The organism is Bradyrhizobium sp. HKCCYLS1011, from assembly GCF_051167795.1.
GTDB lineage: Bacteria > Pseudomonadota > Alphaproteobacteria > Rhizobiales > Xanthobacteraceae > Bradyrhizobium.
Genome location: NZ_JBNPTT010000003.1, coordinates 557,651 through 580,407 on the forward strand (window position 1 = coordinate 557,651; position 22,757 = coordinate 580,407).

Consider the following 22,757-nt stretch of genomic DNA (forward strand, 5'->3'; position numbering starts at 1 on the left):
CTTCTCTCGGCGCGGTTCAACCCATGCCGGAGACCTCCATGACCAAGCGCCGCCTGTTCCTCGTTGCTGCATCCGCCATCGTCCTCAGCGCCGTCGTCTTTGGCGCAGCCCGTGCCCGCGACGTGCCCAAGGTCGCCACCGGCTTCGTCGCCAGCGTCGTGTGCGCGGAGACCTTCGTCTCCGGCCTCGACCCGCAACGGGTGTTCACCGAGACCACGGACGCGATGCCCGGCACCGGGCTGATCACCTGGGCAATGGAGACCAAAATCGACGCGACTGCGAAGGACGTCACCGTGACCCTGCTCGGCATGGGGCGCAGCCACGCGGTCTATCGTGATGGCCTCGGCTGTCATCTCGATCACCGCGATGGCGTCGATCTCTCGCCGCCCGCCACCGAGGCGCCGCAGCCGGCGCTGTTGCCGGAGATCGGGCCACCATCCGTTGTTGTTCCGACAACCCCGGCGCTTGCGGCCGCGGTCGATCGCGCCTTCGCCGAACCCGCAGAGCCGCCGTTCAAGCGCACCCACGCGATCGTCGTGGTCAAGGACGGCCGCATCATTGCCGAGCGCTATGCCGAGGGCGTCGGCATCGATACGCGGCTGCTCGGCTTCTCCGCCACCAAATCGGTGATATCGGCTCTGATCGGCGTGCTGGTGCGCCAAGGCAAGCTTGCGCTGCATGCGCCGGCGCCGGTGGCCGCATGGCAGGATGCCAACGATCCGCGCCGCCTCATCACCGTCGATCAGCTGCTGCGTCACACGGCTGGTCTGGCGCTCGGCAGCTCGCTGCAGGCCACGCTGTTGTCGGCGCTGGAGCCGATCAACCGCATGAAGTTCGCGGAGAGTGACATGGCGGCGTTTGCGGAAACGATGCCGCTGGAAACCGCGCCGGGCACGGCCTGGAACTATCACGACGGCAACTATTTGATCCTGTCGCAGCTCCTTCGGAACGCCAGCGGCGGCACGCCGGCCGACGTGCTGCGCTTTGCACATCACGAGCTGTTCGATCCGCTCGGCATGCACCACGTGACGCTCGAATTCGATGCGGCCGGGACGCCGGAAGGATCCAGCCAGATGCTCGCATCGGCGCGCGACTGGGCGCGCTTCGGCCTGCTCTATCTCAATGACGGCGTAGTTGGTGGCCGGCGCATCCTGCCCGAGGGCTGGGTCGACTATTCGGCGACGCCGACGCCGAATGCCTTCGTCGGCATCGGTGCGGGCTTCTGGACCAATCGCGACGACAGTTTTGGCGCGCGTCATCGCATCGCACATGGCTGGCCGCGCGATGCGTTCTTGGCCAAGGGCACGCTCGGGCAATATGTGATCGTCATCCCATCGGAGCATCTGGTGATCGCACGCTTCGGCCGCACCGTGAACTGGCCGCTCGATGTTGACGGCGTCTCGGAGCTGGTGCGCGATGTCGTCGCGGCGACCAAGGACACGAAGGTGGCGGGACGAGAGTGAGGTCAATTACTGCCTTCCCAGCTCCGTCACCTGCGCCACGCGATCGAACCGCTCCAGCGACAGGATCGCGTCGGCAAATTTCTGCGCGCGGCCGTCGAGCACGGGCCGTGCCAGCGTCAGGAACTTCTCGCTCATCGCCTGCGCGGATGGGAACGAGGTCGGCTCGCCCGAGGGATCGCCATGCAGACGCTCGTGCACGCCATGTTCGGTGGTGATCGCCACGCGCGCGCCGAACGGATGGCTGCGGCCGATCTCCAGCCGGTCGTCCTGCACCACATCGAACTTGTCGGCGAGCGCGTTGATCGCGGGATCACCGAGGCGATTGTAGTCGTCCCAGCCGAAGCGGCCCTGGTCGAGCGCCAGCGCGCCGGTGAAGAACATCGAGAACTGGCCGCCGACGATCGAGCTCGGATGCCGCTTGGTGGCGGCATCGCCGGTCAGGGTGATGCCGTTGCGATGCAGGCCGATCTCGACCCGCTTGACCTGATCAGGCGTCAGATTGTGCTCGCGCCGGAGCGCGATCAGCGCATCGATCGCGGCATGGGTGTAGCGGCAGCTCGGATACGGCTTGACGCCGATCTTCATCGTCTCATAGCCCGCGCCGAGCGCCGCGACCGCCTTCTCGGGATGCGGCGTGTCGGTATAGCCGACCAGCAGGCCATGTTTGCCCTCGACCGACTCGATCGCGCCGACGAAATTGTTCTTCGCGAGCGTGGCCGCGATCACGCCGTTCATCGCGCTGGCGCCGACCTGGTAGCGCTTGTTCCAGGCGCCATTGACCAGGAACTGCAGCGAGCCCGCGGCCTGGCTGCCGGAGACGCCGAAGGCTGAGATGATCTGCTGCTCGGAGAGCCCGAACAATTTCGCCGCGGCCGCGGCGGCGCCGTAGGTGCCGGCGGTCGCAGTGGGATGGAAGCCGCGAGCATAATGCGAGGTCGGATCGAGCGCGTTGCCGAGACGGCAGCAGACTTCGTATCCGGCAACGATCGCGGTCAGCACGTCGCGGCCCGAGGCGCCGACCATTTCGCCGACGGCGAACGCAGCCGGCACCACTGGCGCGCTCGGATGCAGCGAGGAATCTGCATGGGTGTCGTCGAAATCGAGCGAATGGCCCATGGTGCCGTTCAGAAGCGCAGCGACCGCCGGTGTCCAGGTCCTGGAATCGCCGAACACGGTGGCTTCGCCCGTGGCGTCCAGCTTCAATGCGGCAAGCATCTGGAGCACGGAGGGCGTCGATTCCGCCTCGCGCCGGGCTCGGATCGCACTGCCGAGGAAATCGAGCGTCAGGACCTTGGCGCGGTCCAGGACCTCCGGAGGAATATCGTCGTAATTCAGCGCAGCGACATAGCCGGCAAGTGTTGCGGTTTCCTGGGCCATCGTGTTTCCTCGTGTTGCCGGCAGGGTAGGCGTGGCGATTCACCAGTTCAAGCGGCTTCGGCGTGGCGAGAGGCTGCCATGCCGAATCTGCGTTGGCGCCGGTCTGTTGTCTCAAGCGGAAAGCATGATGGCTCTCTCCATGTTGTTCGGCCGGTTGCGCGCCAGGAAAGCTCAGCTGGCACTCGCCATCCGCGGCACGGTTGCCGCGACGGCGGCCTTCGCGATCGCGAGCGCCCTGCATCTGATGCTGCCGCTGTGGGCGGTGCTGACCTCGCTGATCGTGACGCAAGGCAGCGTCGGACGATCGCTGAAGGCGACGCGCGACTACATGTTCGGCACCATCGGCGGCGCACTCTATGGCGGCGCGATCGGCGTCTTCATTCCGCATTCCGGCGAGCTGCAGCTGTTGGCGCTGCTCGTGCTGGCGGTCGCACCGCTTGCCTTCATTGCGGCGCTCAATCCGAGCCTGAATGCGGCCACAGTCACCGCCGTCATCGTGCTGCTGGTGCCCACCATGGGCCATCTCGATCCGGTGGGCTCGGCGGTTGATCGCGTCTTCGAGGTGGCGGTGGGCGCCTTCACGGGACTCGCGGTGTCGTTCCTGGTGCTGCCGTCGCGCGCCCATGTGCAGATCCGCAGCGCTGCCGGACGGCTGATGGAGCTGATCGCGGCCGCATTGACCGAGCTGTTGGCCGGCCTGTCGCGTGGCCGCGACAATGACGCGCTGCATCGGATCCAGGATGGCATCGGTGCCGCGCTGGTGGAGCTCAACGCCACCGGCGCGGAGGCCGAACGCGAGCGCTCGGCGCGGCTGTCGTCGGGCGCCGACACCGGGCCGCTGCTGCGCACCATCCTGCGGCTGCGCCATGATGTGGTGATGATCGGCCGCGCCAGCGTGGTGCCGCTGCCATCCGAGCTGCAGGCACGGCTCGCCGGTCCGGTCGCCAAGGTCAGCGAGGCGATCGCCTCCTATCTGCGCGGCTGTGCCGCTGCCTTGCGGGCCGGCACTCACCCGCCGGCGATCTGGCCTGTGCATGTTGCCGTCAATACCTATGCCGAGCAGGTCGCGCTGCTGCGCAGCGAGGGCCTGACGCGCGGCCTGCCGGCAGACGCCGCCGAGCGTTTCTTTGCGCTCGGCTTCTCGCTCGATCAGATGCGGCAGAACCTGGTCGATCTCGAGCGTGTCGTGGCCGAGTGGTCGGATACCCCGCCGCGGGCGAAGAAGGAGCCGGCACGCACCGAGGAGTCGACCGATACGGCCGGTGCGTGACATCTAACCGCTCAGCTTCACAAAGCGCAGGATCAGCAGGCTCGCATATAGGGCGGTGCCGATGGACAGTCCGATCCAGATGCCGGCCGCGCTGAGCGGCGTGTGAAAGCCGAGCAGGTAGCAGGCCGGGAAGCCGACCACCCAATAGCCCAGGATGGCGAACAGCAGCGGCACCCGGGTGTCCTTGATGCCGCGGAGCGCGCCGACCACGATGGTCTGCAACGCATCGGTGATGAAGAAGCTCGCGCCAATCAGCAGCAGCGTGGCGGCCAAGGCGCCGGTCGTCTCGGCGTCGGCAATGCCTGCACCAAGGAACAGATGCACGATCGAAAGCCGCGCAACGACGACGATAAGCGTGAGCAGGGCGGCGAGACCCAAGCCGAGCAGCATCGCCATCGCGCCGGCGCGCCTGATGCCACCGACATCGTTGCGCCCCACCGCATGGCCGACCCGCACGGTGGCGGCCATGCTGATGCCGAACGGGATCATGTACAGGATCGCCGTGACCTGAAGCGCGATCTGGTGGGCGGCGAGCGCGGTCGTGCTGATGAGCCCCATCAGCAGCGAGGCGGCGGAGAACAGGCCGTATTCGAGCAGGAAGGCGAGTGAGATCGGCGCTCCGATGACGACGAGCTGTCGCATCAGTCGCCAGTCGATGCGCACCAGCCGCGTCAGGACGTGATAGTCGCGGAACGGCGGCTTGCGGATCGCAAACCACAGCGCGATGGCGAATGTTGCGAGGTTGACGAGCGAGGTGGCGAGGCCAGCGCCTGTCAGTCCGAGCCGCGGCAGGCCCCAATGGCCGAACAGCAGCGGGTAGACAAGCAGCGCATTGACGGGAATCGCGGCCAGCGTGATCCAGAGCACCGGCTCCGGCCGGTTGACGGCGCCCATGAAGCTGCGCAGGGCCAGGAACCACAGCGCCGGCGCGACGCCCCAGGCCAGTCCAAGCAGATAGTCCTGCGCCAGATGTGCCACGCCCCGGGCCTGGCCGAGCGCAATCAGGATGACTTCTCCGTTCAACGAGATCACCATGATCGGCAGCGCAACCAGCAGCCCAGCCCACAAGCCCGCGCCGAGTGACCGGCGCACCAACGCTGATTCCGCGGCACCGAAAGCCTGTGCAGCGAGCGGTGCTACCGCGGACATCAGGCCCATGCCGAATGTGAAACTGACGAAGTAGATCGTGCCGGACAATGCCGCAGCCGCAACCGCTTCCCCGCCGAGCCGGCCGATGAAAGCGAGGTCGGTCGACATCATCGCGATCTGCGACAGCTGCGTCAGCGCCATCGGCGCGGCGAGACGGATCGTCTCCCAGAGTTCATGCGCAAGAGAGCTGTGCGGCGCCGCGGCTGGCGGCGCGTGGTTGGTCCCGGCAGAGGAGGTCATGATCGTCATCATAGCAGTTTTTGGTCGCGCCGTGCATCGCGGGAGCATGTCGTTCCAGCGCGCGGGTGCATCTCACCACGTGACGTCGGACACCAGTCCGCGTTCTCGCCACGCCTCTCGCGTTCGAGTTTTGCATCAGCATGACCCTCCCGGAAGGAAGAGGGCGCAGGGAATGCCGGGTATCGACTGATACCCATGGCCCCCGTGCGTGAAGAAGTGCACGGGGCAGGAACCACAGGTCCAGCCGGATGATCCCGGCATTCCCTGCGCGATGGCTTTAACGGCTGCTTCGCGTTCTCCCCGGTGCGCCGGGCTTTCTGGCCACCGTCATCCGCGCGAGGCGAACCTCGTCGCGAACTTGATACTAGCGTCGGAGTATCAGGACCGCGCGACTTGACCGTACGTAGTCGCCTGTTCGTCCGCAGGATGATCCCGCTGCAGGCCACCACGTCCACCGCATCCCGCCCTCAACGTTCGTGACGATCGCGAAGCGCCCCTCTCATGAGGGCAGGACCGGCACAATATTTCTGATTTTCGGAATTTCTGCAAGTCGAAAATTCCGGCGCGAAGTCTCGTTTGATCCACGCGGTTGATCAGACTGTGGAATTGAGTGTTTCCGCGCAGGCCGCCGGCGCAAATATGAGCCTACGCCACCTGGCGCAGCATCGTACGGACGACAAGTCGGTGGAACGGCAGGATGATCGCGAGATAGCACCGGCCCAACAGATTATGCGTCTGCACCAAGGTGGTCGCTGTTACCTGGGAGGCCGTGCTACGGGACGCGACATCGATGACGACCCGAAAATCCAGATGCAGGTCGTCAAAGCCAAGCACCAGCCGTTCCCGCGTTTGGTCGATGATCGGAAAGATCCCGATCATCGGACGCGAGCTCCGCGGGTCCGCACCTGACGTCTTCAGGCCGAAGGGCCTGACCAGCACATTGCGCAGCTTCACAAGGACGTCGATCCAGGGCGGCGGGTGGCCGAGCATGCGCTCTGCGGCCGTGCGGGCATCGATGGCGGCCCCGGCAATCGTGATGCGAAAGGCGTCGGCGAACTCTGCGCCGGCTAGCCATCGGGCACGGTCGACATCGGGAGTGATCTCGCTGATGGTCATGTGCAGTGAGCCTCACATGTGATGGTCATCCGGCGCTCTGCGCGATGCGATACGGCGCGCTCTCCCCTTGCGGGAGAGGGCATCGCCGGCCCATCCGCGCACGCGGTCGGGTGAGGGGTATCTCTCGGCAACAACCCGTGTGGAGGCATACCCCTCACCCGACCGCGTTCGCGGCTCATTCCTACACGCCCTCTCCCGCAAGGGGAGAGGGCAAATTCATACGGACTGCGACACATCGTCCGATCTTCGCGCGGCGCCATGACGAGTTTGATGGGTGCTCCATGAGTTCGTCATTGCGCGCGAAGCGATCCAGGCTGTCTCCGCAGTGGGATTCTAGAACATCGTTTCCATGAAATCGGCTGTCGAGTGGATTTAGCTCTCGCCATCTCCAACAGTGTCATGCTCCGCGGAGGCGGAGCATCCAGTATTCCGCGGCAGAAGAGATCGAACAGAGACGTCACGGCGTACTGGATCGTCCGCCTTCGCGGACGATGACAGCTGGGGCTGTATCGATAGGACCGAGACTTTAGAAACGGACGTCTAGATTGTGTCGCTGCGGTCGCAATGACGCTGGAGCGACCATCAGCGATCCGGCGACGTCTACCGTGCCCGCTCCGGCACGCGGGTGATCCTGGCGCCGAGCGCGTTGAGCCGCTCGTCGATGCGCTCATAGCCGCGCTCGATCTGGTCGGCATTGTTGATCGTGCTCGTGCCCTCGGCGCAGACGGCGGCGAGCAGCATCGCCATGCCGGCGCGAATGTCCGGCGAGACCATCGAGGCGCCGCGCAGCTTGCTCGGCCCCGCGACGACGGCGCGATGCGGATCGCACAGCACGATGCGGGCGCCCATCGAGATCAGCTTGTCGACGAAGAACATCCGCGACTCGAACATCTTCTCGAACATCAGGACCACGCCGTCGCATTGCGTGGCGGTGACGATCGCGATCGACATCAGGTCGGCGGGAAACGCCGGCCAGGGCTGGTCCTCGAGCTTCGGCACATGGCCACCGAAATCGTCTTTGATCTTGAGCGTCTGGTCGGATGGCACGATCAGGTCGTCGCCGGCGACCTCGCAGACGATGCCGAGCCGCTCGAAGCCCATCCGGATCGAGCGCAAATGGTCGACGCCGGCGCGCACGATGCGCAGCGGCGAGCGGGTCACCGCGGCCAGCCCGATCAGCGAACCGACCTCGATATGGTCGGGCTGGATGGCGTAGCTCGCCTGTCCCAGCGTGCTGGCGCCGTGGATCGTCATCGTATTGGTGCCGATGCCATCGATATTGGCACCAAGCGCGACCAGGAAATGCGCGAGATCCTGCACGTGCGGCTCGGAGGCCGCATTGCGCAGATAGGTCGTGCCCTGCGCGGCGACCGCGGTGACCAGCGCGTTCTCGGTCGCCGTGACGCTCGGCTCGTCCAGGAAAACGTCGGCGCCCCTCAGTTGCGAGACGCGCAGTTCGATGCGGTCGGTCGCGGTCACGGAGGCGCCGAGCTGCTCGAAGGCCAGGAAATGGGTGTCGAGCCGGCGCCGCCCGATGACGTCGCCGCCCGGTGGCGGTAGCGCCACCTGGCCACAGCGCGCGAGCAGGGGACCGGCAAGCAGGATCGAGGCACGGATGCGCGCGCACAGATCCGGGTCGAGATCGGCCGCGCGGATCTCCTTGGCATGGATCGCCAGCCGATTGCGGCCGCGCCATTCGGCCGCGGCCCCGACCGAGCGGATCAGCTCGACCAGCGTCTCGGTGTCACGGATGCGCGGCACGTTGTCCAGCGTGACCGGGTGCTCGGTCAGCAGGGCCGCGGCAATGATCGGCAGCGCCGCGTTCTTGTTGCCGGACGGCTCGATGGCGCCCTTCAGCCGGTGTCCACCCTCGACGATGTATTGGATGGGCGCCATGCGGGTGAGATCCATGTTCGAAGCGCGTGGTCGATGGCCGTCGTCTGCTTCGAACGAGCGACGGAGTGAGCATGGGCTGTTCGCGCCGAGCCGGCGGCATGCATTGCGCCGTCGGAGGGGCCGAAACCGGCCGATCAGTCGCTCGTCAAGTTCAGTAACAGAATCGACGCTCGCTGAGAACGGCGGAGCTTCAGAAAAATTCCCGGGTCTTCGGTTGCGAAAAATCGTCGCTGAGCGCGATGATCTCGCTGCTTTTCGGGACCACGATTGACGCGCGTCTGGATGGCGGCGACAGCAATTCGCGCTCACCGCAAGCCACGCGAGCGAGTTCCGTAGATGCACGGGCGATGACATCGTCCCAGGCCAGCGGTCTGCGCTGCCGGAACAGGCGCATGGTCGGATACCAGGGCGTCTCTTCGCGATCGCGCAGCCAGCGCCAATCGAGCGCATAAGGCAGCAGCAGCCAGACCGGGCGGCCGAGCGCGCCGGCCAGATGCGCCACCGAAGTATCGACGGTGATGACGAGGTCGAGAGCCGCCACCGCCGCGGCCGTATCGGAAAAATCATCGAGCTGCGGCGCCAGATCGATCATGGTCGCGCCGGTCGCCGTCACGGCTGGAGCGTCCGTTGCGCGCAGATCCTTCTGCAGGCTGTAGAGCTTGACGCCCGGCACCAGAAGGTGCGGCAGCAGCTGCTCGGCTGCCAATGACCGCAGCCGGTCTCCCTTGTGACGGGGATTGCCGGCCCACACCACGCCGATCTTCAGCGACGGCTCATTGCCGAGGATGCGCTGCCAGTGCGCCAGCTTGGTTACATCCGGATGCAGATAGGGGATATCGGCCGGGATGGTGTCGAGCGTGGTGCCGAACACTCTGGGCAGGCCGATCAGCGGCAGGTGCAGATCGAAGCGCGGCAATGGCTCGCTGCGGGCAATCACCGTGACGTCCGTATTGGCGGGCAATAGCGGCACCAGCGCAGGCTGTACCTGCAGCACGATCTCTCCGCCTTTGTCGCGCAGCATCGGCAGGTAGCGCACGAACTGCAGGGTGTCGCCCAGCCCGGCCTCGGCATAGAGCAGCAGCGTCCGGCCAGCGAGCGGTTCGCCGCTCCATTCCGGCTCAGCAAAGGCCGGGTAGCCGTCCGACCAGCCCTTGCATTTGCGACCCCAGCGCAGCTCGTCAAAGCCGCGGGCCAGCTCGCCGTTCATCAGCAGGACATGGGCATGGTTGAAGCGGATCTCGGGATCATCGGGGTCGAGCGCCACGGCGCGCTGTGACGCCATGCGTCCCTCCTCGAGTGCGCCGGTGATGCGCAGCGCGACCGCAAGATTGGCATGACCCTTCGCATAATTGGGGTCTGCCGCGATCGCGCCGCGATGGGCGGCGACCGCGTCCTCGAACCGGCCTTGTGCGTCGAGGATGATGCCGAGATTGGTATGAGCAGGCGCGTAGTTCGCGTCCTGCGCCAAGGCACGCTCGCAACTCGCTTTCGCCTGGTCGAGCCGGCCGAGCTCGCACAGACAGGAGGCGAGATTGGTCAGGGCGGCGACATCACTGGCCGAGAGCGCGCGTTCATCGCTGTCGTTCAGGGCTTGGCGATAGGCAGCCACGGCGGCTTCCGGGTTGTTCTGATCAGCGAGCAGGTTGCCGAGATTGATCAGGGCGCCCTGGTGGGACGGATCACGCGCGATCACCGCGCGGTATGTTTGCTCGGCCTCGGTGAAGCGCCGCTGCGCGGCAAGCGCGGTCGCGAGATTGAAGCGCGCCTGAACCAGGGTCGGATCGAGCTCAAGCGCGCGGCGGTAGACGGCGTCCGCTTCGGCAAAGCGGGCGCATTCGGAGAGCGCCACGCCGAGCTTGGCGTGAAGCGCCGCGTCGCGTGGCCGCAGGGTCACCGCACGGCGAAATACGGTGGTCGCAGCCTCATGCTCGCCCTTGACGGCCAGCGCATCGCCGAGCGTCGCCAGCGCCGGCACGTGGTTCGGATCGCGTTGGAAGACGCGGGCGAGCAGCGCGCGGCCGTCGTCCATGCGGCCTGCGGCGAAGGCGATCACGGCGGCAAGATGGAGTGTCGGCAGATGGCCGGGATCCGCGGCAAGGATGTCGGCGCACAGCGCGCTCGCGGGCTGCGACCGGCCGGCATTGTAGTGCCCGGCCGCCTGCAGCAGCAGCTGATCCAGCGCGGCCTGCCCCATGAACGCCTCCGATTCGATAGGCGTTAAACGGGGGATCGCGCCGATTCCGGCGAACAGGCGAGGCGGCCTGCGTGTCGATTACACGACGCGCGCGACCGGCGGTGCGCGCAGCAGAACGCCCGCGACGAGGTAACAAAGCGCGCAGGTAATGGTGCCGGTGACCACGAATTTGACGAGGGCAGGGGCTGCGATATCGCGCCAGGCCAGGGCGACGCCGACCAGGATCGGAGGATGGATGATGTAGATGAGGTAGGCGCGGCGGGCCAGGTGTTTCCATGGGCCGCTCAATTGCGCAAAGCGCCTCTGGAACAGCGCCAGCAGCCCGAGGATGAATCCCCAGGCCACGAACGGCTCCCAGAACGCATAAAGCACCGCCTGCGGGTTCAGGCCGCCCTCAGCGGGTCCGGTCAACAGGTGAAATCTGAGCGCGACGTATCCGGCCAGGGGAAAGATCGGAAGCGCGATCCGGGCCATTCGCAGCCATGTTTTCCTTTGGGCATCGGGGATGTGCTCAAGCCAGCGGCCGTCAGCCTCGGCGCAGCCGGCGGCGAACAGGACGATGTAGGACGCGAAATAGCCGAGCTGCAGAAAGGCGACATTGACGCCGACCGGCCAGACCAGGCGCAGCAGGAACGCCGCGACACCTGTGAACAGCGCAGCCGCCAGCAGCATCTTATTGGACGGAAACGCGCGCGTCTCCATCGCTAGCGCCGGCGGACGCACCCACTGCCACAACAGCCAGGCCAGAGCGAAGATGAGCAGGGCTTGGGCGAACCACAACGGGCCGGGCTCGAGCTGTCCATGCGCCCAGACGTATTCGAACACACGAGGGAAGGAGCGCCCGTTTGCGGTTTGCGCCAGGGCCTTGGTGAGGGGCGACAGCACGAAGAAATACACCGCAAGCGGAATGCCGAGCCGGATCAGGCGCTCGCGAACGAAGCCGGCGGCGCCATGGCGCCGGAAAGAGGGCGGCGTGTAGTAACCCGCCAACAGAAAGAACAGGCCCATGAACCAGGCCTGGTTCACGGTGCAGAACAGAACGAGCAGCAGGCTGCCCGGCGTGTCGGAGGGCGCGATTTCCTTGTAGTACCAGCCGCCAATGGCGCCATAGGTGATCGCGGTGTGATGCAACACGACGAGCAGCGTAACCGCCGCGCGAAGCGCGTCGATCCCGCCATTGCGCTCCTTGGCGCCGGCCTTGAGCGCGGAGCGCGCGCCGCTCTCGCCACCGACATGCGCCACGAGAGGGGGTAGCTCACCCTCGACCGCCAGCTCGCTCGAACGCGTGTTCATGATCGGCGACCTCCACCGGCAGACGCCCGGGAGCTTGCCGGTGTGCAGGACGGCCGCGCATGGCCCGTGGCCCTGCACCGCAGGCCCGATCAATTATAGCGCAGATACGGATCGGGCGACAGGCAGGGTCATCGGCAAATTGCGCGCGCGGATCAGTCTCCGCGGCGATGCTGCGGCGCCGATGGCTTACACGTCGACGTTGGCGGAGAGCGAATTGTCCTGGATGAATTCGCGGCGGGGTTCGACCACGTCGCCCATCAGCTTGGTGAAGATGTCGTCGGCCTCGTCGACCTCCTTGATCTTCACCTGCAGCAGCGAGCGCGCCTCGGTGTCGAGCGTGGTCTCCCACAGCTGCTCCGGATTCATCTCGCCGAGACCTTTGTAGCGCTGCAGGGTGATGCCCTTGCGGCCGGCATCGGTGACAGCCTCGAACAGGTCGACCGGACCGTGGATCACGGTCTCGGTGTCGCCGCGGCGGAGCAGGCCGGGTCGCGCATAGGCCTCCTGCAGCCGGGCCGCGTAGTCATCGAGCTTGCGGGCGTCGACGGAGGTGAGCAGGGCGTCGTCGATCACGGCGACGTCCTTCACGCCGCGCACCGTGCGCTCGAACAGGAAGCCCTGGCCTTCGGTGAAGTGCCCGACCCAGCCGCGCTCGACCTCGTCGGCAAGGGCATCCAGCCGCTTGGCGATGTAATCGGCCGCGGCCTCCGCCGTTTCCGGATTGCGCACGATCTCATGGCGCAACACGCCCGCGATCGCGGCCTGCTCGACCGCCTTGCGGTCGTAGCGGCTGTGCAGATTGCGCAGCACGTGGCGGATGACCCGCGCCTCCTCCACCAGAGACAGCAGATCGCGGCCGCTGCGATCATCGCCGGACGCCGTCTTGAACACGCAATCGCCGAGACCGATGCCGATCAGATAGTCTTCCAGCGCCCGGTCGTCCTTCAGATATTGCTCGGACTTGCCGCGCGTCACCTTATAGAGCGGCGGCTGGGCGATATAGAGATGACCGCGGTCGATGATCTCGCGCATCTGCCGATAGAAGAAGGTGAGCAGCAAAGTGCGGATATGAGCGCCGTCGACGTCGGCGTCGGTCATCACGATGATCTTGTGGTAGCGCAGCTTCTCGGCCGAGAAATCGTCGCTGATGCCGGTGCCGAGCGCAGTGATCAGGGTGCCGATCTGCTCGCTGGAGAGCATCTTGTCCGGCCGCACGCGCTCGACATTGAGGATCTTGCCGCGCAGCGGCAGCACCGCCTGGAACTCGCGGTTGCGGCCCTGCTTGGCGCTGCCGCCTGCCGAGTCACCCTCGACGATGAACAGCTCGGACTTGGCCGGGTCCTTCTCCTGGCAGTCGGCGAGCTTGCCCGGCAGCGAAGAGATCGCCAGCGGGCTCTTGCGGGTGAGCTCGCGGGCCTTGCGGGCGGCCTCGCGCGCCGCGGCGGCCTGGATCACCTTGCCGACGATCACCTTGGCCTCGGACGGGTGCTCCTCGAACCAGGCCGAGAGCGCCTCGTTGAGCACGTTCTCGACCACGGGGCGCACCTCGGACGAGACCAGCTTGTCCTTGGTCTGGGACGAGAATTTCGGGTCCGGCACCTTCACCGACAGCACCGCGGTCAGGCCCTCGCGGCAGTCGTCGCCGGTCAGCGCGATCTTTTCCTTCTTCGCATTAGCCTCGGCATAGCCGTTGACTTGGCGCGTCAGCGCGCCGCGGAAGCCGGCGAGATGGGTGCCGCCGTCCCGCTGCGGAATGTTATTGGTGAAGCACAGCACGTTCTCATGATAGCTGTCGTTCCACCACAGCGCGGCTTCGACCGTGATGCCGTTGGCCTCGGAGCGCACCATGATCGGCGCGGGAACGATCGCCTTCTTGTTGCGGTCGAGATATTTGACGAACTCCTCGACGCCGCCGGAATAGTGCATCTCCTCGCGCTTCTCGACCGCGTGGCGCATGTCGGAGAGCACGATGTGAACGCCGGAATTCAGGAAGGCGAGCTCGCGCAGGCGATGCTCGAGCGTCGCGTAGTCGTATTCGATGATCTTGAAGGTTTCGGTCGAGGCCAGGAACGTCACTTCGGTGCCGCGTTTGCCCTTGGCTTCGCCAACCACCGCCAGCGGAGCCACGGCGTCGCCATGGGCGAACTCGATATAGTGCTCCTTGTCCTCGCGCCAGATCCGCAGCTGCAGCTTGCTCGACAGCGCGTTGACCACGGAGACGCCGACGCCGTGCAGGCCGCCGGAGACCTTGTAGGAGTTCTGGTCGAACTTTCCGCCCGCATGCAGCTGGGTCATGATGACTTCGGCCGCGGAGACGCCTTCGCCCTTGTGGATGTCGACCGGAATGCCGCGACCGTCGTCGCGTACGGTGACGGAATTGTCGGGATTGAGCACCACCTCGACCGCGCTGGCATAGCCGGCCAGCGCCTCGTCGATCGCGTTGTCGACCACCTCATAGACCATGTGGTGCAGGCCGGACCCGTCATCGGTGTCGCCGATATACATGCCGGGACGCTTGCGCACGGCGTCCAGGCCCTTCAGCACCCGGATCGATTCCGCGCCATACGCGCTCGCAATGGCAGGCTCGTTTTCGGCGATCGATTGCCGGGCGGGTTCAGTCATGTGAGGCCTTTGAGATATCCCGAAAGTGCGGCGCGCGCGACAGGATGCTGCAGATGCTATTTGTGCCACGAAAGACGATGCGCGCCTAGCGCAAAGTGGTGACGTGTAAGATATTGAAGAAATAGCTTTTTTTAACGGTTTTTCAAGGTGCGCGAGGGCCGGTTTTAGGCGTTGCGAAGGCGCGATTCGAGCACCCATTTTACCTTCGCCAAACGACGGATTTTTTGCACTTCGAAGCGCTCCGCCAAGCTTAGAATCAGGTCCTGGAATCCAGGTCCTGGAATCCGGGAGGGTCAGGCAGCGCGCCGGTTGATGCGGCCGCCTTCGACGTCAAAAATTTCGCCCGTGGCGCCGAGCTCGACGAAGGCCGCAGGATCCGCGCCGGTCAGCCACACTTGGGCGCCCAATTTGCCGAGCTCGGCGAACAGCGCCGCGCGCCGACCTGGATCAAGATGCGCGACGATCTCGTCGAGCAGGAGCAAGGGGACGATCCCGGTGGTTTCCGCCACCAGCGTGGCATGCGCGAGAATGAGGCCGATCAAGAGCGCCTTCTGCTCGCCGGTGGAGGCATCGCGCGCCGGCATGTTCTTGGGCGCATAGACGACGTGGAGATCGGTCAGATGCGGGCCGTCGAGGGTGCGGCCGGCGGCAGCGTCGCGCACGCGGTTGTCGCGCAGGATCGCGCGGTAGCGATCCTCGACTGCCAGCGCAGGCTCGGCGAGCAGCGCGTTTTCCATCCAGCCGTCGAGCGCGATCTCGGCCGACGGGAAGGCGGAGGCCTGCCCACGGGCGCGCAGCATGGCGGCGAGCTTGACGGCGGTCTGGCCCCGGCTCGCCGCGACGGCGACCGCAAGCTCGGCGGTCTCGCGCTCGATCGCCTCACACCAATGATCGTCGAAATTGCGCACCTCCAGCAGCCGGTTGCGCGAGCGCAACGACCGCTCCAGCGCCGAGACGCGGCTCGAATGCTCGCTGTCGATGGCCAGCACCAGCCGGTCGAAGAAGCGTCGCCGCTCCGAGGCCGCGCCGGTGAACAGGCCGTCCATCGCCGGCGTCAGCCAGACCATGCGGATGTGGTCGCCAAAGGCGCTTGCCGACGACACTGGTTCCCGATCGATCCGGCAACGCCGGCTGGTCGTCGTATCGGTTCGTGGCGGCTCGATGCCGGTGCCGAAGGTGGTGAGCCCGAATGCGCCTTCCACCTCCGCCGAGACCGCCCAGGAGCCGTCGCCCTGGTTGTCGGCAACGTCCTCCAGCGTCGCGCGGCGCAGGCCGCGGCCGGGCGCAAAGAACGAGATTGCCTCCAGGCAATTGGTCTTGCCGGCGCCGTTCGGGCCGACCAGCGCGATCATATCGGCGCGCGCCTCGACGCTCGCGGAGCGGTAGCTCCGGAAATGCGTCAGCGCGAGACGGTTGATGCGGGAGGGGGTCATCTGGGGCGACGGCGCGAGGGGATCCGAAACTCTGTCATTGCCGGGCTTGACCCGGCAATCCATCGTCCGCGTCAACGGACAATTTCATCATATAAGTCACGCCAATCGGGATTGCTCGCGGCGATCAGGTCGATCTTCCATTCACGAGACCAGTGCTTGATGTTCTTCTCGCGCTGAAGCGCTGCTGCGATCGTGTCGTGTGGCTCGAAATAGACCAGCCGCTTGATGCCGTAACGCCTGGTGAAGCTTTCTGCGAGACCTTCGCGATGCTCGTAGACGCGCCGTACGAGATCGTTCGTCACGCCTACGTAGGGCGTTCCACCAGGGTGGCTTGCGAGGATGTACACCCAGTAGGTCATCTGTTTGGATGGATGGCCGGCTCAAGCCCGGCCATGACGAGCGAATTCTCCTGACCCATCATATACCGATGGGTTCTCACACCCGCATCGGCATCAGCACGTAGAGCGCGCTCTTGTTGTCGCGGTCCTGGATCAGGGTCGGCGATCCCGGATCGGCGAGGCGCAGCACCGCGACCTCACCCTCGATCTGGGCGGCGATGTCGAGCAAATAGCGCGAGTTGAAGCCGATATCGAGCGCGTCGGAGGCGTATTCGACCTCGAGCTCTTCGGTGGCGCTGCCGGAATCCGGGTTGGTCACCGAGAGCACCAGCTTGCCGCCCGACAGCGCCAGCTTCACGGCGCGGCCGCGTTCCGATGAGATGGTGGAGACGCGGTCGACGGCGGCGGCGAAATCGGCCTTGTCGACGATGAGCTCCTTGTCGTTGTTCTGGGGAATGACGCGGCCGTAATCGGGGAAAGTGCCGTCGATCAGCTTCGAGGTCAGCACCACCTGGCCGATGGTGAAGCGGATCTTGCCCTGCGACAGTTCGATCCGGATCTCCGCCTCGTTGTCCTCGATCAGCCGCTGCACCTCGCCGACGGTCTTGCGCGGCACGATCACGCCGGGCATGTCGGCCGCGCCGCTAGGCTGCGGCAGGTCGACCTGGGCCAGCCGGTGACCGTCGGTCGCTACGCCTCGCAGGACGGGTTGTTTGGCGCTGCCGGCGGCATGCAGGTAGATGCCGTTGAGATAATAGCGCGTCTCCTCGGTCGAGATCGCAAATTGCGTGCGGTCGATCAGGCCCTTGATGTCCTTGGCGGTCAGCACGAAGGAGTGCGTCATCTCGCCGGCGGCAAGGTCGGGGAAATCGCTTTCGGGCAGGGTCTGCAGGGTGAAGCGGGAGCGGCCGGCGCGGATCGCCAGCACCGCGCGCTCACCGTCGCTTTCCAGCACGATCTGCGAGCCGTCCGGCAGTTTGCGGACGATGTCATAGAACATATGCGCCGGTACCGTGGTCGAGCCCGCGGTCGCGGTTTCAGCGGCCAGCGTTTCCGTCACTTCGAGGTCGAGGTCGGTGGCTTTCAGCGAGAGCTGCGCATTCTCGGCGCGGACCAGCACATTGCCCAGGATCGGAATGGTGTTCCGCCGTTCGACCACGCGGTGGACGTGGCCTAGCGACTTCAGGAGTTGCGCGCGTTCGACGGTAACCTTCATAGCAATACCCGCCCGTTCCACAGAGCATGTCTTGGGAGTGCCGGCGGGGCTTTTGGGTCAGCGCCGCGGCCGATGACACCCGCGCCCGACCAGAACCTCGGGTCAGTTCGGGGCCACGGGGGGAGCGTAAAGTGGCGCGGATGGGGCGGAAGCGCAAGGGATGGGACGGCCATTTCCCATCTTTCGGCGGCCCTTTCCGGGCCGTCGGCGCACGTTTGAGACGGGAGCATGAAAACGCCGAGGGGCCGGACCTTCTGTCCGCCCCCGGGGCGAGGTAGCGGGCCTATTCCTGCAGCTGGCGCTTCAGGGATTCCACCTCTTCGGACAGCGTGGTGTCCTTGCCGACCAGCGCCTCGATCTTGCGCACGGCGTGCAGCACGGTGGTGTGGTCGCGGCCGCCGAAGCGCCGGCCGATCTCCGGCAGCGAGCGCAAGGTCAGCGTCTTGGCCAGATACATCGCCACCTGGCGCGGCCGCACCACGTTGGCGGTGCGACGGGAGGACAGCAGGTCGGAGCGGCTGACATTGTACTGCCGCGCCACCACGCGCTGGATGTCCTCGATCTTGATCCGCTTCGGCTCCTGCGGCCGGATCAGGTCGCGCACCTCGCGCTCGGCCATATCCAAGGTCACCGGCTGGTTGTTCAGCTTGGAATGGGCGAGTAGGCGATTGATCGCGCCTTCGAGGTCGCGGCCGTTATGAGTGATGGCGCGGGCAAGATAGTCGAGTACCGGCTCGGGGACATCGAAGCTGGCGTGATGCGCACGCGCAGCGGCAACACGCGACTTGAGAATGCCGAGCCGCAGATCTTCGCCGAGGGCACCCATCTCCACCACGAGCCCGCCGGCGAGCCGCGAGCGGACGCGATCGTCGAGGCTTTCGAGATCGGAGGGCGGGCGATCGGCAGCGATGACGACCTGGCGGCCGGCATCGATCAGCGCGTTCAGCGTGTGGCAGAACTCGGCCTGGGTCGACTTGCCCTGCAGGAATTGCAGGTCGTCGATGACGAGCACGTCGATGCCGCGCAGCGCTTCTTTGAAGGCGAGCGCGGTCTGGCTCTTCAGCGCCGCGACGAAGCCGTACATGAACTTTTCCGCCGTGAGATAGAGTACCTTGCGCTCGGGATTGGCGTTGCCAGCCCAGGTCACGGCCTGCAGCAGATGCGTCTTGCCGAGGCCGACGCCCGCATGGATGTAGAGCGGATTGAACATCACGGGATCGCCGCGGCGTCCTTCCGCGACCTGGCGGGCCGCAGCATGCGCCAGCGTGTTCGAGCGGCCGACCACGAAGCCTGCAAAGGTGAGCCGCGGGTCGAGTGGCGAGCCGCCGAGCGCGTCATGACTCGCAGCAGCCGGCGGGACTGTGGCCGGGCGCATCTCGAGCGCCGGACGGTTGTCGCTGCGTTCGGCCCGGCGCATCTCGACGGGAGCCGGCGCATCCTTGATGACCGGCGTGGCGGCGCGCATCGCCGAGCGCACGGACAGATCGATCCGGTGCACCTCCGGCATTTCGGCCTGCCAGCACGTCAGCACCCGCTCGGCATAGTGCGCCTGAATCCAGCTCTTCAGAAAGCGCGTGGGAACCGACAGATGGACGCTCTCGTCCTGGACGCTTTCGAGATCCATCCGCGCAAACCAGCTCGTGTAGACGTCCTCGCCGACCGTCGACCGCAGCCGACCTTTGACGCGAGACCAGCGTTCCTGTTCCGAATTTGTCATTGTCGCGTAACTTTTCGAAAGTGAGTGATGGATGCCGTGAACGGCCGTGCAGCTTGGCTGCCAAGGCGCCACGAACGGGCCGGACGCAGATTCCAGGCATAGCTCCGCCGTCGGCACGAATGCCTGTGATCAGATCAATGCTGGATGGAATGAAGCTGACGCGAAGTCAGCACGCGTTCGACGATGTTGCCTGGTGAGGCGATGGTGCCTAGCGAGGCTTGGGGGGAGGGCCCAGGGCGGTAAAGGCGATGTCGATCGCTAAGAGGGCGTGGTCCGGAACTGGTTGGTGATGTGAAACCGCGATGTGTCCGTAAAGCATGCAACCTCCCCGCCTCACCGTGATTGCTCACGGCAAGTTGTCATCTCGCACATGTCCCAAATGCAGCCGCGCCTGAACCCCAGATTCAGCCGCTACGCCACTACATCCCGTACAACTGTCCCGCTCGCAAAGCGTTGCTATCGAAGCTCCTGCCGGGTTGGCTCTATACCGTATTTCTCTTGTTCAAACCACGAGGCACGAATGCCCCGCCCGAGAAATTTAGACATAGCTCCAACGTTACCCATATTACTATGAGTCCCGAACCGACAATCGCTTGGAAAGCGTCGCCAACGCGCACACCGCCGCCGATTTGCACGTCCGCCCCGTTTCTAAAACCGCGCTGGTCTTACAGATCGTGGGCGCCGCGAGCGATCTAAGAAATACACAATGCTCCGGTTCAGGCAATCCATTTGATCGGCGCACTGCAACGAGTCCTAGAACGCGCCGCAGCGCCACGTTGCACCCCGCGAAAGCATGTTCTTGAATCAGCGCGAGGAATCTCGGATGTGACAAATCACGGCGGCCGCCCAAAAAATTTTCATAAAATATTTACGTTGGCCGATGGGTGACCGGCTTTTCCAAACACTTGGTCGCGCTATGTGGGTAAGTCGTTTTCAAGCCGAAGCTTTTTGCGATTATTTTTTCGGGTAACTCCCGCCTGCAGGCCCGTTCGCGCCGTTGCGCGCCCGTCCGCGATCAAAACCCGGCAGCTCGCTCACTTGACAGTGTTGTGCAGGTGACGATGGCGTTTCTGCGTTGCAGGTGAGGCGAATTTGTCACCTGGTAGAACTACGGAACGTGCACGCCAGAACTACGGATGAAACAAATGATAGAGCGCGATGCTGGCGTACGCTGGTGCGTCATGCGTGTTCGAAAACAAAAGCCCGGCGCGAGGCCGGGCTTTCGATGCATGATAGATAATCAGTATGACGCGATCAGTTCACTTCGCGAGCTTCGCGATCTGATGTGCGAGGCGCGACACTTTGCGGCTCGCGCTGTTCTTGTGAATGATGTTGCGCTGGGCCGCGCGCATCAGCTGCGGCTCGGCGCGCTCCATCGCCTGCAACGCGGCGTCGCGGTCGCCCTTCTTGATCGCTTCTTCGACGGTGCGAACGGCGCCGCGCATCTGGGTGCGGCGCGATTTGTTGACGATGGTGCGGCGGGCAATCTTGCGCGTCGCCTTCTTGGCTGAAGTCGTGTTGGCCATGCTCTCAAATATCCTTCGGCGGCGCGCAGTCGCCGCGATCTTACGTAACGCGCGCTGGCCGCGGCTTGCAGCCTGATCGACGCGATGGGTTGTTCGGACGCCTCTCTGAGAATGCCATGACCGGAGCGGCAGAGCTCGGTAGCGCGGCGCTGCTCAAAGAACAGCGGCGGCGGGATTGCGCCCACCGCCATTTCGCGCCCTTATAAAGGCAGGCTTTTCGAGCGTCAACGGCCTCGCGGCGCCGATCCGGCTGGAACGGCCGGGCCGGGGCGCCTGGTAAGCCCCTGGCCAGGTTGAATTTCCTGATGGCCCCCGCTATGGCCTTGCAGCTCTTGTTCGGCGCCACAGAGGGCAGGTGAGGCATGATCCGCGGTTTCTTCCGACTGGTGGGGCTGTTGCTCTTGGCGGGCGGATTCATCTTCATGGTCTATGACGGCGCCCGCTGGGTCGCCGATCAGACCCTCCAATTCACCCAGTTCGGCCAGTTCTGGAACGATGTCCATCAGTCCAGCCAGGCCGCCTTTCATGCCTGGATCGAGGCGAAGGCGCCGTTCCTGTGGGATTGGATCGTGAAGGGGGTGCTCGACCAGCCGGTCTTTGCGGTCCTCGGCCTGCTCGGGATCATCCTGATGCTGCTGTTCCGGCCGCGCAAGCCGCTGATCGGCTATTCCCGCGACTGAAGGCTCGCCCGCCGGCTTCGTCCGGCCGATCGGGGCGGCGTCAGCGCGTAGGCTGAGAATAAAGCTCAGCTCGACCCGCGTTCACCAGCTTCGTCCCCCTCCACGGAGGATAACCGCGCGTGGAGGGAGCGGAGCTCGGCGCAGACCCCCTCCGCGTCGTCATGGCCGGGCTGAACACTTGTCCCTGGCCATCCATGTCGTTCGGAAATGAAGACGTGGATGTGCGGGACAAGCCCGTGCATGACGAGCGACCCAATTGGCCACCGAATGCGCCCGCTTTCGTCGCTTCAGCCAGGTGCGATCGCGCTGCCCTCGATGAGAGCTGAGGGATAGCGGCGGCTGCTTCGACCTGCTCGGATGATGCGCAGGAACGATGCAGCGCGGCTCTGCGCCAACGCTTTATTAACCTTAACCGCGCATCACTAGGGCCATATCCGTTCGAAGGATAAGTCGAGTGCGCGCGTTCTTCCTGCCGGTCATTGCCATCCTCGCCGCATCGCTTGTTTCGGGCTGCATGCAGACGGTCTCCCCCGTTGCCGTCGGCCAGCCCGTCAGCGATCTCGATGCGATGGCCTATGGTCGGCCGCCTGTCTCAAGCCCGGTTGCCGCCACCGGGCAGAGCGGGGGCGCGATCGCGGCACTGCGCGAATCGTTTGCCGCAGCCCCCACCCCGGTTGCCTATGCAGCGCCGGCGCGGCGCTCTGAGTCCGCCTATCATCTCGACGCCGGCGACAAGCTGCGCGTCGTGGTCTACGGCCAGGAAGGCCTGACCAACACCTATGCGATCGACGCGGCGGGATCGATCACCATGCCCCTGATCGGCGCCGTCCCGGCCCGCGGCCGCACCCCGGCCGGGCTCGCAGCCGAGATCACCGCCCGCTTGCGCAACGGCTATATCCGCGAGCCGTCGGTGGCGGTGGAGATCGAAGCCTACCGGCCGTTCTTCATTCTCGGCGAGGTGCAGGCGCCCGGCCAATATCCCTACGTACCGAACATGACCGTCGAGAGCGCGATCGCCATCGCCGGTGGCTTCTCGCCGCGAGCCCGCCGCGACGTGGTGACGCTGACGCACACCGATGCCGCAGGCGCTGCACGCTACGAGGTGCCGCTCGGCACGCCAATGCGGCCAGGCGACACCCTTCAGGTCGGAGAGCGCTGGTTCTGATCTCTGCACGAGTCATTCCGGGACACGCCTGAAGGGCGTGGGCCCGGAATCCATCACGCTAG

The 22,757-nt window shown here is 65.4% G+C and carries 16 protein-coding genes; 4 read left to right on the forward strand and 12 right to left on the reverse strand.

Annotation, left to right across the window (positions count from 1 at the left end; genetic code table 11):
• The first annotated feature begins 38 nt into the window (after nt 1-38).
• Nucleotides 39-1,463, forward strand: coding sequence for a serine hydrolase domain-containing protein (locus ACQR1W_RS11495; protein WP_434850863.1), 1,425 nt, complete (start codon nt 39-41; stop codon nt 1,461-1,463).
• A 6-nt stretch (nt 1,464-1,469) separates the two neighbouring features.
• On the opposite strand, the gene ACQR1W_RS11500 is transcribed toward ACQR1W_RS11495, so the two are convergent.
• A complete protein-coding gene (locus tag ACQR1W_RS11500; protein WP_434850864.1) occupies nt 1,470-2,840 on the reverse strand; it encodes an MmgE/PrpD family protein in 1,371 nt (456 codons plus the stop codon).
• A gap of 127 nt (nt 2,841-2,967) precedes the next feature.
• Between ACQR1W_RS11500 and ACQR1W_RS11505 the strand changes: the two genes are divergently transcribed.
• Entirely contained in the window at nt 2,968-4,110 is a 1,143-nt protein-coding gene (locus tag ACQR1W_RS11505; protein ID WP_434850865.1) for an FUSC family protein, read from the forward strand.
• A gap of 3 nt (nt 4,111-4,113) precedes the next feature.
• Here ACQR1W_RS11505 and ACQR1W_RS11510 read toward each other — a convergent pair whose 3' ends face one another.
• The 11 genes from ACQR1W_RS11510 to rpsT all read right to left on the reverse strand — a co-directional run bounded on the left by ACQR1W_RS11510 (nt 4,114) and on the right by rpsT (nt 20,850).
• A complete protein-coding gene (locus tag ACQR1W_RS11510) occupies nt 4,114-5,499 on the reverse strand; it encodes an MATE family efflux transporter (RefSeq protein WP_434850866.1) in 1,386 nt (461 codons plus the stop codon).
• 645 nt (nt 5,500-6,144) lie between these two features.
• Nucleotides 6,145-6,615 (reverse strand): DUF2867 domain-containing protein, encoded by a 471-nt coding sequence (locus ACQR1W_RS11515; protein ID WP_434850867.1) that lies wholly within the window; start codon nt 6,613-6,615, stop codon nt 6,145-6,147.
• Between the two features lie 600 nt (nt 6,616-7,215).
• Complete coding sequence (gene murA / locus ACQR1W_RS11520; RefSeq protein WP_434850868.1) at nt 7,216-8,511, reverse strand: UDP-N-acetylglucosamine 1-carboxyvinyltransferase; 1,296 nt, start codon at nt 8,509-8,511, stop codon at nt 7,216-7,218.
• Between the two features lie 190 nt (nt 8,512-8,701).
• Entirely contained in the window at nt 8,702-10,705 is a 2,004-nt protein-coding gene (locus tag ACQR1W_RS11525; RefSeq protein ID WP_434850869.1) for a tetratricopeptide repeat protein, read from the reverse strand.
• Between the two features lie 78 nt (nt 10,706-10,783).
• A complete protein-coding gene (locus ACQR1W_RS11530) occupies nt 10,784-11,998 on the reverse strand; it encodes an acyltransferase family protein (protein ID WP_434850870.1) in 1,215 nt (404 codons plus the stop codon).
• A gap of 186 nt (nt 11,999-12,184) precedes the next feature.
• Nucleotides 12,185-14,620 (reverse strand): DNA topoisomerase (ATP-hydrolyzing) subunit B, encoded by a 2,436-nt coding sequence (gene gyrB, locus ACQR1W_RS11535; RefSeq protein WP_434850871.1) that lies wholly within the window; start codon nt 14,618-14,620, stop codon nt 12,185-12,187.
• 293 nt (nt 14,621-14,913) lie between these two features.
• On the reverse strand, nt 14,914-16,053 hold the full coding sequence (gene recF / locus ACQR1W_RS11540) for a DNA replication/repair protein RecF (protein WP_434851152.1): 1,140 nt from the start codon (nt 16,051-16,053) through the stop codon (nt 14,914-14,916).
• Between the two features lie 71 nt (nt 16,054-16,124).
• Nucleotides 16,125-16,412 carry a GIY-YIG nuclease family protein gene (locus ACQR1W_RS11545; protein ID WP_434850872.1) on the reverse strand — a complete coding sequence of 96 codons (288 nt, stop codon included), beginning with the start codon at nt 16,410-16,412 and terminating at the stop codon, nt 16,125-16,127.
• A gap of 76 nt (nt 16,413-16,488) precedes the next feature.
• Nucleotides 16,489-17,607, reverse strand: a complete 1,119-nt coding sequence (gene dnaN / locus ACQR1W_RS11550) for a DNA polymerase III subunit beta (protein WP_434850873.1) — start codon at nt 17,605-17,607, stop codon at nt 16,489-16,491.
• Nucleotides 17,608-17,890: 283 nt separating this feature from the next.
• Entirely contained in the window at nt 17,891-19,324 is a 1,434-nt protein-coding gene (dnaA, locus tag ACQR1W_RS11555; protein ID WP_434850874.1) for a chromosomal replication initiator protein DnaA, read from the reverse strand.
• A 1,259-nt stretch (nt 19,325-20,583) separates the two neighbouring features.
• Nucleotides 20,584-20,850: a 30S ribosomal protein S20 gene (gene rpsT, locus ACQR1W_RS11560; RefSeq protein ID WP_008971057.1), complete on the reverse strand. Its 267-nt coding sequence runs from the start codon at nt 20,848-20,850 to the stop codon at nt 20,584-20,586.
• A 362-nt stretch (nt 20,851-21,212) separates the two neighbouring features.
• Between rpsT and ACQR1W_RS11565 the strand changes: the two genes are divergently transcribed.
• Together ACQR1W_RS11565 and ACQR1W_RS11570 are read left to right on the forward strand one after the other, a co-directional pair.
• Complete coding sequence (locus ACQR1W_RS11565) at nt 21,213-21,530, forward strand: hypothetical protein (protein WP_008971058.1); 318 nt, start codon at nt 21,213-21,215, stop codon at nt 21,528-21,530.
• A gap of 454 nt (nt 21,531-21,984) precedes the next feature.
• A complete protein-coding gene (locus ACQR1W_RS11570) occupies nt 21,985-22,695 on the forward strand; it encodes a polysaccharide biosynthesis/export family protein (RefSeq protein WP_434850875.1) in 711 nt (236 codons plus the stop codon).
• The last annotated feature ends 62 nt before the right edge of the window (nt 22,696-22,757 follow it).

Coding starts and splice junctions, on each gene's coding strand:
- murA (WP_434850868.1), bottom strand. CDS start 8,511: ATGGCGCCCATCCAATACATCGTCGAGGGTGGACACCGGCTGAAGGGC.
- ACQR1W_RS11545 (WP_434850872.1), bottom strand. CDS start 16,412: ATGACCTACTGGGTGTACATCCTCGCAAGCCACCCTGGTGGAACGCCC.
- ACQR1W_RS11505 (WP_434850865.1), top strand. CDS start 2,968: ATGGCTCTCTCCATGTTGTTCGGCCGGTTGCGCGCCAGGAAAGCTCAG.
- ACQR1W_RS11510 (WP_434850866.1), bottom strand. CDS start 5,499: ATGACCTCCTCTGCCGGGACCAACCACGCGCCGCCAGCCGCGGCGCCG.
- dnaA (WP_434850874.1), bottom strand. CDS start 19,324: ATGACAAATTCGGAACAGGAACGCTGGTCTCGCGTCAAAGGTCGGCTG.
- ACQR1W_RS11500 (WP_434850864.1), bottom strand. CDS start 2,840: ATGGCCCAGGAAACCGCAACACTTGCCGGCTATGTCGCTGCGCTGAAT.
- dnaN (WP_434850873.1), bottom strand. CDS start 17,607: ATGAAGGTTACCGTCGAACGCGCGCAACTCCTGAAGTCGCTAGGCCAC.
- ACQR1W_RS11525 (WP_434850869.1), bottom strand. CDS start 10,705: ATGGGGCAGGCCGCGCTGGATCAGCTGCTGCTGCAGGCGGCCGGGCAC.
- ACQR1W_RS11565 (WP_008971058.1), top strand. CDS start 21,213: ATGATCCGCGGTTTCTTCCGACTGGTGGGGCTGTTGCTCTTGGCGGGC.
- ACQR1W_RS11515 (WP_434850867.1), bottom strand. CDS start 6,615: ATGACCATCAGCGAGATCACTCCCGATGTCGACCGTGCCCGATGGCTA.
- rpsT (WP_008971057.1), bottom strand. CDS start 20,850: ATGGCCAACACGACTTCAGCCAAGAAGGCGACGCGCAAGATTGCCCGC.
- ACQR1W_RS11530 (WP_434850870.1), bottom strand. CDS start 11,998: ATGAACACGCGTTCGAGCGAGCTGGCGGTCGAGGGTGAGCTACCCCCT.
- gyrB (WP_434850871.1), bottom strand. CDS start 14,620: ATGACTGAACCCGCCCGGCAATCGATCGCCGAAAACGAGCCTGCCATT.
- recF (WP_434851152.1), bottom strand. CDS start 16,053: ATGACCCCCTCCCGCATCAACCGTCTCGCGCTGACGCATTTCCGGAGC.
- ACQR1W_RS11495 (WP_434850863.1), top strand. CDS start 39: ATGACCAAGCGCCGCCTGTTCCTCGTTGCTGCATCCGCCATCGTCCTC.